The following is a 12613-nucleotide window of genomic DNA, read 5'->3' on the forward strand; positions in this document are numbered from 1 at the left end:
GCCTTATGCCTGTATATCAGCGTTCCGCCGCACGGGCGCCCAACCACCCGCACGGCCGGTCCGCCGGGTTTGTCTCATCTGCGGGGCTGGGCGTCCAGCACCTGCTGGAGCGCCTCGAACTCCTCCACACACTTGCCGGACCCGAGCGCGACGGAGTCCAGCGGGTCCTCGGCGATATGGATCGGCATCCCGGTCTCACGGCGCAGCCGCTCGTCCAGGCCGCGCAGCAGCGCACCGCCGCCGGTGAGCACGATGCCGCGGTCCATGACGTCGCCGGAGAGCTCCGGGGGGCACTTGTCGAGGGTGGTCTTGACCGCGTCGACGATCGAGTTGACCGGCTCCTCCATGGCCTTGCGGACCTCCGCGGCGGAGATCACCACGGTCTTGGGAAGGCCGCTGACGAGGTCACGGCCGCGGATCTCGGTGTGCTCCTCCTCATCACCCTCGTAGGCCGAACCGATGGTGATCTTGATGTTCTCGGCGGTGCGCTCACCGAGCAGCAGGCTGTACTCCTTCTTGATGTGCTGGATGATCGCGTTGTCCAGCTCATCGCCCGCCACCCGGATGGACTGCGCGGTGACAATCCCACCGAGCGAGATGACGGCGACCTCGGTGGTGCCGCCGCCGATGTCCACGACCATATTGCCGGTGGCCTCATGGACCGGAAGGCCGGAACCGATAGCCGCGGCCATGGGTTCCTCGATGATGTGCACCTGGCGGGCGCCCGCCTGGGTGGACGCCTCGATAACGGCGCGGCGCTCGACACCGGTGATACCGGACGGCACACAGACGACCACCCGGGGCCGGGCGAGATAGCGGCGCTTATGGATCTTCAGGATGAAGTACCGCAGCATCCGCTCGGTGATCTCGAAGTCGGCGATAACGCCGTCCTTGAGCGGACGCACAGCGACGATGTTGCCAGGGGTGCGGCCGATCATCTTCTTCGCCTCGGCGCCCACGGCGAGAATTCCGCCGGTGTTGGTGTTGATGGCGACGACGGATGGCTCGTTGAGGACGATCCCGCGGCCCCTGACGTACACCAGCGTGTTGGCGGTCCCGAGGTCGACAGCCATGTCACGGCCGATGAACGACATGTTGTTCCCCATGAGGATACGTCAGGCCTTCCCTGCTGGAGCGATTGCTTGCTAGAGGTCGGCAGGATGGGTGTGCGCTGCGAGGCGCGGAGGCTTCATCGTAGTCACGCCCGCTCGAACACGCTGCGGGGGTCCTCCGCCATTGTCAGCAGAACACGACCCCGCCTCCTCTAATGGTGACGTCGTGTCGCGGAGATGCGTTCCCCCGATCGGCTCGCATATGCCGGGGGGCAGCCGAGCAATTCGACCGCCCCCAGGTCAGCAGGGGTGTGGCAAACCGATGATCAAACTGATGGCCGATCAGTTCCGATCGGATCGGGTTCAGGCGAGCCCGGGAAAGAAAATCTTGATTTCCCGTTCGGCGGACTCCGCCGAGTCCGACGCATGGATCAGATTTTCCCGAACGATGGTGCCGAAATCGCCACGGATGGAGCCCGGCGCCGCGGCGATCGGGTCGGTCGGCCCGGCCAGCGCCCGGACCCCCTCGATCACCCGCTCACCCTCCACCACCAGCGCCACGGCCGGCCCGGAGGCCATGAACTCCACCAGGGGCTCGTAGAACGGCTTGCCGACATGCTCCGCGTAGTGCTGCTCCAGCACCTCGCGCTCCAGCTGACGCAGCTCGAGGGCGCTGATCGTCCAGCCCGCCTTCTTCTCGATCCGCCCCAGAATCTCGCCCACCAGACCTCGTCGGACGGCGTCGGGCTTCAGAAGGACGAGCGTGCGCTGGCTCACGTGCGGGCTCCTTTTGGGAAAACGTCATGCGGGTGGGGCTGTGGGGCAGAGGCTACATGGGTGAACGACGCCCAGATCACGCAGTGTCAGGTGACGCACCCGAGGACGCGGCGAACCGCGCCTTCGCCTCGTCGACCTTGCGGCCGAAGTGCACCGAGGCCCACCACAGCCCGGCGAACACCGCCCCGAGGAAGAACATGGTGGTCACCACGAAACCGCTCAGCACCAGGCCGATCTGGAGGGCCCAGCCGATCTGCACCGCACCCGGACGGCTCAGCAGCCCGCACAGCAGCAGGCACAGCGCCATGGCGATCCCGCTGACCGTCCAGACGGTGCCCATCGACAGCCCGGAGGTCTTCATCGCGACCAGCCCGGCGAAGCCGATCACAAAGAACTCGCCGATGAGGGTGGAAGCGCACAGCGTTCGCATATCAGCCCTTTCCCAGAAGCAGCCGGGCCTCGCCGACCGTGACCACCGACCCGGTCACCAGAACACCCGCCCCGGCGTATTCGCCCTCTTCCTCCGCCAGGGTGATGGCCTCCTCCAGGGCGTCGTCCAGCCGCGGCTCGACCTGCACCCGGTCGGCGCCGAAGATCTCGACGGCGATCGCGGCCAGCTCGTCCGGGTCCATGGAGCGATGGCTGGAATTGCGGGTCACCACCACCTCGGCGAAGATCGGCTCGAAGGCTTCCAGCAGACCGCGCACATCCTTGTCGTCGCTCGTCCCGACCACGCCGACCAGCCGGCTGAAGTCGAAGGACTCGGTGACCGCCTCGGCCGCGGCGCGGGCGCCCGCGGGGTTGTGCGCGGCGTCCAGCACCACGGTGGGGCTGCGGCGCACGACCTCCATCCGGCCGGGCGAGGTCACGGAGGCGAAGGCGGAGCGGACGGTGTCGATGTCGAGCGTGCGGGCGTGCTGGGAGCCGACGCCGAAGAACGCCTCGACGGCCGCGAGCGCCATCGCCGCGTTGTGCGCCTGGTGGGCGCCGTGCAGCGGAAGGAAGACATCGGGGTACTCCCCGCCGAGGCCGCGCAGCGTCAGCAGCTGACCGCCGACCGCCACCTCCCGGGACAGCACACCGAACTCCATGCCCTCACGGGCGACCGTGGCGTCCACCTCGACCGCGCGCTTGAGCACCACGGAGGCGGCCTCCACCGGCTGCTGCGCGAGCACCACGGTGGCGTCCTGCTTCACTATCCCGGCCTTCTCCGTGGCGATCTGCTCCGGGGTGGTGCCCAGCCGGTCGGTGTGGTCCAGCGAGATCGGCATGATCACCGCGACGCCCGCGTCGATCACATTGGTGGCGTCCCAGGAGCCGCCCATGCCGACCTCGACCACCGCGATGTCCACGGGCGCGTCCGCGAAGGCCGCGTACGCCATGCCGGTGAGCACCTCGAAGAAGGACAGCCGGTGCTCCTGCTGGGCGTCGACCATCTCGATGTACGGCCGGATGTCCTGGTACGTCTCGATGAACCGCTCGGCCGAGATCGGCGCGCCGTCCAGGCTGATCCGCTCGGTGATCGACTGGACATGGGGGCTGGTGTAGCGGCCGGTGCGCAGTTCGAAGGCGCCCAGCAGCGACTCGATCATGCGGGCGGCGCTGGTCTTGCCGTTCGTACCGGTGATGTGGATCGAGGGGTAGGCCCGCTGCGGCGAGCCGAGGATGTCCATCAGGGACTCGATCCGCACCAGCGACGGCTCCAGCTTGGTCTCCGGCCAGCGCTTGGCCAGCTCGCCCTCCACCTCCCGCAGGGCGCGGTCCACCTCGGGGTCGGCCGGGCGGGTGGGGATGCCGTCCCCCTGCGGCGGCCCGGACTGCGCACGCAGCGTCCGGCTGCCGGCCTCGATCACCGCCAGATCGGGGTCGCGGTCGGTCTCGGCTCCGACGATCTCATCGAACTCGTCGGACTCGTTCTTGGGGCGCTCCTCGCTCACGCCGACAAGTCTACGAGGCGGGGGTGACAAGCCCCGCCAGCGCCATCCGCCGGTCACGGCCCGGTATCGGCCCGGTATCGGCCGGTGCGCCGGTCACGACCCGGTGTCGGCCAGCGCGGCCTTCATCATCGACTTGGCGATCGGGCCCGCCAGGCCGCCGCCGGAGATATCGGCGCGGGCCGCGTCGCTGTCCTCGACCACCACCGCCACCGCGACCTTGTGGCCGCCGCCGGCGTCCGCGTAACTGATGAACCACGCGTACGGATTGGCGCTGTTGTTCTCACCGTGCTGGGCGGTGCCGGTCTTGCCGCCCACCGTCACCCCGGGGATCTTCGCGTTGGTCCCGGTGCCCTGGTCCACGACCGTACGCATCGCGGACTGGAGCTCGGACGCGGTGTGCCGGGACATCGCCTGGCTATAGGTCTTGGCCCGGGTACGGTCCAGCGCGGACGCGCTGCCGTCCGTGGTGCGGTCGACCTCGTACGGGGTCATCAGCTTGCCGTCGTTCGCGATGGCCGAGGAGACCATCGCCATCTGAAGCGGGGTCGCCGTCACATCGAACTGGCCCATACCGCTCAGGGCCGTCTGCGAGTCGTCCATCCCGCTGGGGTAGACGCTCTTCGCGGCGCGCACCGGGATGTCCAGCTTGGAGTCGTCGAAGCCCAGCTTCTCGGCCTGCGCCGCCACCTTGGTCTGGCCCAGGTCCACGGCCATCTTCGCGAAGACCGTGTTGCACGAGTACTGGAGGGCGGTGCGTATCGTCGCGTTCTCACAGGGCGCCGACCTGTTCTCGTTGTGCATATCGGTGACCGTGCCCGGCAGCCGGTAGGGATCCGGGCTCTTGGTGGGCTCGTCCACCGATGAGTACAGCCCGTTCTCCAGCGCCGCGGCGGCCACCAGCACCTTGAAGGTCGAGCCCGGCGGGTCCGTCTGGCGCAGCGCGCGGTTCAGCATCGGCTGCTTCTCGTCCTTCTGGAGCGCGACCCACGCCTTCTCGTCCGCCTTGGAGGTGCCCGCGAAGGTGCCGGGGTCGTACGAGGGGGTGCTGGCCAGGCCCAGGACGGCGCCGGTCGTGGGGTCGATCGCCACGGCCGCGCCGGTCTTGTCGCCCAGGCCCTCGTAGGCGGCCTTCTGGACGGCCGGATTGATCGTGGTGATCACATCGCCCGGCTTGGACCGCTCCCGCGTGACCGCCTCGAGCGGGTTCTTCAGCCGGCTGTCGGAGCCGGCGAGGACCTGCCGCTCCAGGGCCTCCAGCTGAGTGCTGCCGTAGGACTGGGAGGCATAGCCGGTGACCGGCGCCCAGAGCTCGCCGTCGGTGTAGGTGCGCTTGTACTTCAGGTTGCCGTGGGTGGTGGCCGAGCCGGTGACCGGCTTGCCGCCGGCCATGATGTCGCCCAGGGGTCCCGCGTACTCGGAGATGGCCACACGGGCGTTGTGCGTGTTGTCCCGGAGGCCGTCGCCTCTCGCCAACTGCACATAGGTGACCCAGATGAGCAGGGCCAGCACGAGCAGCAGCGAGAACACGGACGCCTTGCGCAGCGGCTTGTTCATGGAGGGGTGAGCTCCTTCCGGGACGTACGGCCGGATAACTCCCGGAAGGCAGTGTTTGGTTCCCGGTGGGGCTTTCCTATGAGGTGGCTATGAGGTGTCTGTGGGGGGATATCAGGGCATCTGCGACATAAGGCATCTATGACACATCACACACATCGCAGCGCCCCCGCCGGAGCCCGGCGGGGGCGCTGTGATGTGTGTCGGTGCCGACCGGCCTTCGGTCAGCCCTTGGGGAGGGCCGCCAACTGGGCGGTGATCCGGGCGATATCGGCATCGGCGGTCGCCTGCCGGGTGCGGATCTTCTCCACGACATGGTCGGGGGCCTTGGCCAGGAAGCCCTCGTTGGACAGCTTCGCGGTCGTCTGCGCCTTGTCCTTCTCGGCCGCGGCGAGGTCCTTGGCCAGCCGCTTGCGCTCGGCCTCGACATCGATCGCACCGGACAGGTCCAGCGCCACGGTCGCGCCCGCGACCGGCAGCGAGGCGGTGGCCGTGAAGTCCTCACCGGCCGGCTGGAGGCGCAGCAGGGAGCGCATCGCGTCCTCGTGGGCGGCGAGCGAGGTGCCGGAGAGCTCCAGCCGGGCCGGGACCCGCTGACCGGGCTGGAGGCCCTGGTCGGCACGGAACCGGCGGACCTCGGTGACCACCTGCTGGAGGTTCTCGATCTCCCGCTCGGCCGCCGCGTCCCGGAAGCCGCTGTCGCCCGGCCAGTCCGCGATCACGACGGACTCCTGGCCGGTCAGCGACGTCCACAGCTTCTCGGTGACGAACGGGACCACCGGGTGCAGCAGCCGCAGCGTGACGTCCAGGACCTCGCCGAGGACGCGCCGGGCGGCGTCGGCCTCCGCGCCGCCCTTGGCGAAGGTGGTCTTGGACAGCTCGACGTACCAGTCGAAGACCTCGTCCCACGCGAAGTGGTAGAGAACGTCGGAGAGCTTGGCGAACTGGTAGTCCTCGTAGTACGCGTCGACCTCGGCGACCACCGCGTTCAGCCGGGACAGGATCCAGCGGTCGGTGGCGGACAGCCGCTCGGGGGCGGGCAGTTCGCCCTCGACCGTGGCGCCGTTCATCAGCGCGAAGCGGGTCGCGTTCCAGATCTTGTTGGCGAAGTTGCGGGACGCCTGGACCCAGTCCTCGCCGATCGGGACGTCCACCCCGGGGTTGGCGCCCCGGGCCAGGGTGAAGCGGACCGCGTCCGATCCATAGGCGTCCATCCAGTCCAGCGGGTTGACCGCGTTCCCAAAGGATTTGGACATCTTCTTGCCGAACTGGTCACGGACCATGCCGTGCAGCGCGATGGTGTGGAACGGCGGGGTGCCGTCCATCGCGTACAGGCCGAACATCATCATCCGGGCGACCCAGAAGAAGAGGATGTCGTAGCCGGTGACCAGGACCGAGTTCGGATAGAACTTCTCCAGGCTCTCGGTCGGCTCGGGCCAGCCGAGCGTGGAGAACGGCCACAGGCCGGACGAGAACCAGGTGTCCAGGACGTCGCTGTCCTGGTGCCAGCCCTCGCCGCCCGGCGGCTCCTCGTCCGGTCCGACGCAGACGACCTCGCCGTTCGGCCCGTACCAGACCGGGATCCGGTGACCCCACCACAGCTGGCGCGAAATGCACCAGTCGTGGAGGTTGTCGACCCAGTCGAAGTAGCGCTTGGCCATGTCCTCCGGGTGGATCTTCACCCGGCCGTCGCGGACCGCGTCGCCCGCGGCCTTGGCCAGCGGGCCGACCTTGACCCACCACTGCATGGACAGCCGCGGCTCGATGGTCGTCTTGCAGCGCGAACAGTGGCCCACGGAGTGGGTGTACGGGCGCTTCTCGGCGACGATCCGGCCGTCGGCGCGCAGGGCGCCGACCACGGCGCTGCGCGCCTCCAGCCGGTCCAGGCCCTGGAAGGGGCCGTGGGCGGTGATGACCGCGTGCTCGTCCATGACGGTCAGGTTCGGCAGGCCGTGCCGCTGCCCGATCTCGAAGTCGTTCGGGTCGTGGGCCGGGGTGACCTTGACCGCGCCGGTGCCGAACTCGGGGTCGACGTGCTCGTCGGCGACGATCGGGATCCGGCGGCCGGTGAGCGGCAGCTCGATCTCGGTGCCGACCAGATGGCGGTAGCGCTCGTCGTCGGGGTGGACCGCGACCGCGGTGTCCCCCAGCATCGTCTCGGCACGGGTCGTCGCGACGACGATCGAGTTGTCGCCCTCGCCGTACCGGATCGAGACGAGTTCGCCCTCATCGTCGTCGTACTCCACCTCGATGTCCGAGATGGCCGTGAGGCAGCGCGGGCACCAGTTGATGATGCGCTCGGCGCGGTAGATCAGCTCGTCCTCGTAGAGCCGCTTGAAGATCGTCTGGACGGCCTTGGAGAGCCCCTCGTCCATGGTGAAGCGCTCGCGGTTCCAGGCGACGCCGTCGCCCAGGCGCCGCATCTGGCCGGAGATCTGCCCGCCGGACTCGCGCTTCCACTGCCAGACGCGCTCGACGAACGTCTCCCGGCCCAGGTCGTGCCGGGAGACGCCCTCCTTGGCCAGCTCGCGCTCGACCACGTTCTGCGTGGCGATGCCGGCGTGGTCCATACCGGGCTGCCAGAGCGTCTCAAAGCCCTGCATCCGCTTGCGCCGGGTGAGCGCATCGATGATCGTGTGCTCGAAGGCATGGCCGAGGTGGAGCGAGCCGGTCACATTGGGGGGCGGGATGACGATGGTGTAGGGCTCTTTGTCGCTCTTCGCGTCCGCCTCGAAGTAACCGCGCTCTACCCAGCGCTCGTACAGCGGCCCCTCTACATCGGCCGGCGCGTACTGGGTCGGCAGTTCGGGGTGGCTGTTCGGCCCGTTCGTGGGGCGCTGCGAAGCGTTCTCGGTCACGCCCGCAGTGTAAAGGGCCGCGGCCTTCCGTTACGAACCCGTTGTGGCCCCGGGGCCGAGGCCCCCAGGGGCGTCGGGAAGGATGTTTGGTACCTGTCATGCGCATAAGGAGAGGCACATGAGCCATCAGCAGCCGCCGCCGCAGCCCGGCCCCTATGGGGGGCAGCCCGGGCCGTACGGCGCCGGTCAGCCGCCGGTGCCCAATCCGTACGCGCAGAGCCCGGGGTACGGCGGGCCACCGCAGGGCGGCTACGGCCAGCCGGGTCCGTACGGCGGGTCCGGTGGCTACGGCCACCCCCAGCCCGCGAACCCTTACGGCCAGCAGCCCCAGCCGGGCCCCCCGCCCCAGCAGGGCCAGGTACCCCCGCAGGGTCCGGGCTACTACGGCGGTCCCCGGACGCCGCCGCCCGCCCCGGCCCCCGCACCGGCGTCCGGTCGCCCCGGCAAGGGCAGGAAGGCCGGTCTCGCGGTCGGCGCGGTGGTGGTCGTGGCGGCGCTGGGGGTGGGGGCCTACGCGCTCTTCGGCGGCGGCAGCGGCGGCCCGTACAAGCTGACCACGCCCAAGACCGTGGCCGCGGACTACGAACGCCAGGGCTCGGGCACGGACGACAGCGATCTGTCCGCGGCGGGCCGTAAGGACCTCCAGCAGGTGCCGGTTGTCAAGGACCCGCATCTGGTGGCGGCCGACTACCAGACCTCCGGCAAGGAGATGCTGAAGTTCACCGGCGTCTGGGGCGATGTGACCGACCCGCAGCGGGGCGCGGACCTCGCGCTGGCGGTCATCGTCAAGACGCTGCGGGACAACGGCACGGCGCAGCCCAAGGGCAGCCCCCAGACGTTCTCGCCGGACGGCTTCGACGGGGACGTCCTGAAGTGCCAGTCCATGAAGTTCACCTCGGATCAGGGATCCATGGAGGCGCCCGCGTGCGTCTGGGGCGACAAGGACACCCTGGGCGTCACGGTCATGGCGGACCCGGCGGCCGCGGTGCTCGGCGGTGGCATGTCCCTTGAGGACGCCGCCGGCATCACGGCCAAGGTGCGCGAGGACGCGCGCGTCGAGATCGACGGCTAGCCCGCGACCGGCGACGGCAACAAAAGAGCAGTTTCTAACGAGGGATGAAGATGAGCTACAACCAGCCGGGCCCTTACGGCCAGCAGCCCCAACAGCCGGGTCCCTACGGACAGGGTGGAGCGGCCGGCCAGCCCGGCTACGGCTACCCGCAGCAGCCGGGTCAGCCGGGTCCCTATGGACAGCCGCAGCAGCCGGGGCAGCCGGGTCCCTACGGGCAGCCGCCGCAGCCGCCCCAGCAGGGCTACGGCTACCCCGGCCAGCCGCAGGGGCAGCCGGGCCCCTACGGACAGCCCCCGAACCCGTACGCCCAGCAGCAGCCGTACGGCCAGCCGGGCATGCCGGGCCCGTACCAGCCGGACCCGGGGCAGGGCGGCAAGAAGAAGGGCCTGGCGATCGCGATCGGCGCGCTGGTCGTGGTGGCCGCGGTCGTCGGCGGCATCCTGGTGGTCCAGGGCGGCGGGGACGACGACAACGGTGGCGGCGGCAAGGTCGCCGACGACGGCAAGCGGTACAAGCTCATCACCCCCCAGACGGTGGCCGGCGACTACACCAAGGACTCCTCCGGCGGGGGCGGGCTCACCTCCTCGGACGCGGACGACTTCGAGAAGTTCGGCGTCAGCAACCCCGAGCCGGTGAGCGCGGACTACAAGTCCGGCGAGGGTATGAGCATGAAGAAGCTCCAGCTCAGCGGGGTCTGGGGTGAGGTGAAGGACCCCGAGAAGGTCGTCGACGGCGCCTTCGCGAAGATCGCGGAAGAGGCCGAGAAGGACTCCTCGACCAGCAGCGGGATGAAGGCCGAGCTCGTGGGCAGCCCGGAGTCGGTGACGCCCAGCGGCTTCGAGAACGCCGTGATGAAGTGCCAGAACACCAAGTTCACCCCGACCGGGGACTCGAGCTCCAGCGGCATTCCCAGCAAGGGCTTCTCGATACCGATCTGCATGTGGGGCGACCACAGCACGGTGGGCTATGTGGTCGTCTCCGACGCGGCCGCGGCGCTGTCCGGCAACAGCATGTCGCTCGACGACGCCGGCGACATCACCGCGAAGGTCCGCAACGACGCGCGCGAGGAGATCAAGTAGCCGAGCGGGCCACCCAGTTCACAGGCAGCAGCCGATCCGGAGGGGGACCCCCACAGCCATGAGCCACAACCAGCCACCGCCGCCGGGTCCCTACGGCGGCGGACCCGGCCCGTACGGGGGCGCTCAGCCCCATCCGTACGGCGGGGGGCAGCAGCAGCCCGCGGAGCCCAACCCGTACGCGCAGGCGCCGGGTTACGGCTATCCGCAGCAGCAGCCCCCGCAGGGCTACGGCTACCCGCAGCAGGCGGGTCCCTACGGCCAGCCGCCCTACCCCGCGCCGCCCGCGCCGGGCGGGGGCTCCGGGGGCGGCAACCGCACCAAGATCATCGCGGTGACGGTGGCCGGGCTCGTGGTGGTGGGCGCGATCGTCACCGGCGCCGTGGTGCTGGCCGGTGGCGACGACGGCCCGAAGGCGATGAAGCTGGTCACCCCCAAGACGCTCGCCGACGGCACCTACACGCTCGACAAGGGCACGGACGACCTCGACCACGAGGGCACCAGCGTGCAGGGCAGCATGCCCGAGGGCGCGACCTCGGTCCTGGCCCAGTACAAGCGGTCGGACGACGACAACTCCGGGCTCGCCTTCTCCGGTATGTACGGCGAGATCAGCGACCCGGACACGGTCCGGGACGAGATGTTCAAGGGCTTCGAGGGCGGCGACGGCTCCCCCTCGGTGGAGAAGGGGCGCAAGCGGTTCCAGCCGGAGGGCGCTGACGGCCCGTCGGTGGAGTGCGAGGTGGTCAAGCTCTACGACCGGATCTACGCCCCGGCCTGCGCCTGGGCGGTGGAGACGGACGCGGCGATGGTGCTGGACGTCAACGCTGAGAACACCTCGGCGTCGGACGCCGACATGGAAGCCTTCGCCAAGGTGACCGCGGGCATCTACCAGGACACCCGCAAGCCCGCCTGAACCGCCCGCAAGAAGCCCACAGGGCGCGTACGACACGAAGAGGGCCCCGGGAGACCGGGGCCCTCTTCGTACGCTCTCAGCGGGGCGCCTACGCGCTCTTCTCGTGCCGCTCGCCCGGCTCGGTGCCACGGGAGCGGGGCACCAGCGTGGGGTTCACATTGGAGTGCACGACGTCCTCGGTGATGACGACGCGGGCCACGTCCTTGCGGGACGGCACCTCGTACATCGCCGACATCAGCACCTCCTCGATGATGGCGCGCAGCCCCCGGGCCCCGGTGCCGCGGAGGATCGCCTGGTCGGCGATGGCCTCCAGGGCCGGACGGTCGAAGTCCAGCTCCACACCGTCGAGTTCGAACAGCCGCTGGTACTGCTTCACCAGCGCGTTCCGCGGCTCGACGAGGATCTGGAGCAGCGCCTCGCGGTCGAGGTTGTGGACGGAGGTGATGACCGGGAGACGGCCGATGAATTCCGGGATCATTCCGAACTTCACCAGGTCCTCGGGCATGACCTCCTGGAACTGGTCGCTCGCCTCGATCTCGCGCTTGGAGCGGATCGTGGCGCCGAATCCGATGCCCTTGGCGCCCGCCCGCGCCTCGATGATCTTCTCCAGACCGGCGAAGGCGCCGCCCACGATGAACAGCACATTCGTGGTGTCGATCTGGATGAACTCCTGGTGCGGATGTTTCCGGCCGCCCTGCGGCGGAACCGAGGCGGTGGTGCCTTCCAGGATCTTCAGCAGCGCCTGTTGAACGCCCTCACCGGACACATCACGGGTGATCGAGGGGTTCTCGCTCTTACGGGCCACCTTGTCGATCTCGTCGATGTAGATGATGCCCGTCTCGGCCTTCTTGACGTCGTAGTCGGCGGCCTGGATCAGCTTCAGGAGGATGTTCTCCACGTCCTCGCCGACATAGCCCGCCTCGGTGAGCGCGGTGGCGTCGGCGATGGCGAAGGGGACGTTCAGCATCCGGGCGAGGGTCTGCGCGAGCAGGGTCTTGCCGGAGCCGGTGGGGCCGAGCAGCAGAATGTTGGACTTGGCCAACTCGATGCCGTCGTCGCGGTTGTGGCCGCCGTTCTCACCCGCCTGGACCCGCTTGTAGTGGTTGTAGACGGCGACCGAGAGGGCCTTCTTGGCGGCCTCCTGGCCGACCACATAGCCCTCGAGGAATTCATAGATCTCGCGCGGCTTGGGGAGTTCCTCCCAGCGCACTTCGGAGGTCTCGGCGAGCTCCTCCTCGATGATCTCGTTGCAGAGATCGATGCATTCATCGCAGATGTACACACCCGGGCCCGCGATGAGCTTCTTCACCTGCTTCTGGCTCTTCCCGCAGAACGAGCACTTGAGCAGGTCGCCGCCGTCACCGATGCGTGCCACGA

Annotated in this window: 10 protein-coding genes; 3 read left to right on the forward strand and 7 right to left on the reverse strand. The window is 69.3% G+C overall.

What is annotated here, in order from left to right; all coding sequences use genetic code 11:
• Positions 1 to 74: 74 nt before the first annotated feature.
• From AB0E24_RS16200 to AB0E24_RS16225, 6 genes are all read right to left on the reverse strand, one after another.
• Positions 75 to 1094, reverse strand: a complete 1020-nt coding sequence (locus tag AB0E24_RS16200; protein WP_037946248.1) for a rod shape-determining protein — start codon at positions 1092 to 1094, stop codon at positions 75 to 77.
• Between the two features lie 321 nt (positions 1095 to 1415).
• Entirely contained in the window at positions 1416 to 1829 is a 414-nt protein-coding gene (gene ndk / locus AB0E24_RS16205) for a nucleoside-diphosphate kinase (protein ID WP_020871339.1), read from the reverse strand.
• A 76-nt stretch (positions 1830 to 1905) separates the two neighbouring features.
• Entirely contained in the window at positions 1906 to 2259 is a 354-nt protein-coding gene (locus AB0E24_RS16210) for a DUF4233 domain-containing protein (protein WP_069865852.1), read from the reverse strand.
• 1 nt (position 2260) lies between these two features.
• Positions 2261 to 3766 (reverse strand): bifunctional tetrahydrofolate synthase/dihydrofolate synthase, encoded by a 1506-nt coding sequence (gene folC / locus AB0E24_RS16215; RefSeq protein ID WP_100807251.1) that lies wholly within the window; start codon positions 3764 to 3766, stop codon positions 2261 to 2263.
• Positions 3767 to 3859: 93 nt separating this feature from the next.
• Positions 3860 to 5320 carry a peptidoglycan D,D-transpeptidase FtsI family protein gene (locus AB0E24_RS16220; protein WP_359377544.1) on the reverse strand — a complete coding sequence of 487 codons (1461 nt, stop codon included), beginning with the start codon at positions 5318 to 5320 and terminating at the stop codon, positions 3860 to 3862.
• A gap of 221 nt (positions 5321 to 5541) precedes the next feature.
• The gene (locus AB0E24_RS16225; protein WP_359377547.1) at positions 5542 to 8175 is read right to left on the reverse strand and encodes a valine--tRNA ligase; all 2634 of its coding nucleotides are present in this window, start codon (positions 8173 to 8175) and stop codon (positions 5542 to 5544) included.
• A 118-nt stretch (positions 8176 to 8293) separates the two neighbouring features.
• Here AB0E24_RS16225 and AB0E24_RS16230 point away from each other — a divergent pair, with 118 nt between their 5' ends.
• Genes AB0E24_RS16230 through AB0E24_RS16240 form a run of 3 tightly spaced genes read left to right on the forward strand, consistent with a single transcriptional unit; the run spans position 8294 to position 11236 of the window.
• On the forward strand, positions 8294 to 9247 hold the full coding sequence (locus AB0E24_RS16230) for a hypothetical protein (protein WP_069865844.1): 954 nt from the start codon (positions 8294 to 8296) through the stop codon (positions 9245 to 9247).
• Positions 9248 to 9297: 50 nt separating this feature from the next.
• Positions 9298 to 10326 (forward strand): hypothetical protein, encoded by a 1029-nt coding sequence (locus tag AB0E24_RS16235; RefSeq protein WP_232639587.1) that lies wholly within the window; start codon positions 9298 to 9300, stop codon positions 10324 to 10326.
• Positions 10327 to 10384: 58 nt separating this feature from the next.
• Positions 10385 to 11236, forward strand: a complete 852-nt coding sequence (locus AB0E24_RS16240) for a hypothetical protein (RefSeq protein ID WP_100807248.1) — start codon at positions 10385 to 10387, stop codon at positions 11234 to 11236.
• Between the two features lie 88 nt (positions 11237 to 11324).
• Here AB0E24_RS16240 and clpX read toward each other — a convergent pair whose 3' ends face one another.
• Positions 11325 to 12611 (reverse strand): ATP-dependent Clp protease ATP-binding subunit ClpX, encoded by a 1287-nt coding sequence (gene clpX, locus AB0E24_RS16245; RefSeq protein ID WP_069865840.1) that lies wholly within the window; start codon positions 12609 to 12611, stop codon positions 11325 to 11327.
• Positions 12612 to 12613: the final 2 nt, after the last annotated feature.

It is taken from the genome of Streptomyces malaysiensis subsp. malaysiensis, from assembly GCF_040653035.1.
In the GTDB taxonomy this organism is placed as follows: Bacteria; Actinomycetota; Actinomycetes; order Streptomycetales; family Streptomycetaceae; genus Streptomyces; species Streptomyces malaysiensis.

Excerpts from the sequence above, each read along its gene's own strand:
- AB0E24_RS16200 (WP_037946248.1), bottom strand. The coding sequence starts at position 1,094 with ATGTCGTTCATCGGCCGTGACATGGCTGTCGACCTCGGGACCGCCAAC.
- AB0E24_RS16210 (WP_069865852.1), bottom strand. The coding sequence starts at position 2,259 with ATGCGAACGCTGTGCGCTTCCACCCTCATCGGCGAGTTCTTTGTGATC.
- AB0E24_RS16220 (WP_359377544.1), bottom strand. The coding sequence starts at position 5,320 with ATGAACAAGCCGCTGCGCAAGGCGTCCGTGTTCTCGCTGCTGCTCGTG.
- AB0E24_RS16230 (WP_069865844.1), top strand. The coding sequence starts at position 8,294 with ATGAGCCATCAGCAGCCGCCGCCGCAGCCCGGCCCCTATGGGGGGCAG.
- AB0E24_RS16235 (WP_232639587.1), top strand. The coding sequence starts at position 9,298 with ATGAGCTACAACCAGCCGGGCCCTTACGGCCAGCAGCCCCAACAGCCG.
- AB0E24_RS16240 (WP_100807248.1), top strand. The coding sequence starts at position 10,385 with ATGAGCCACAACCAGCCACCGCCGCCGGGTCCCTACGGCGGCGGACCC.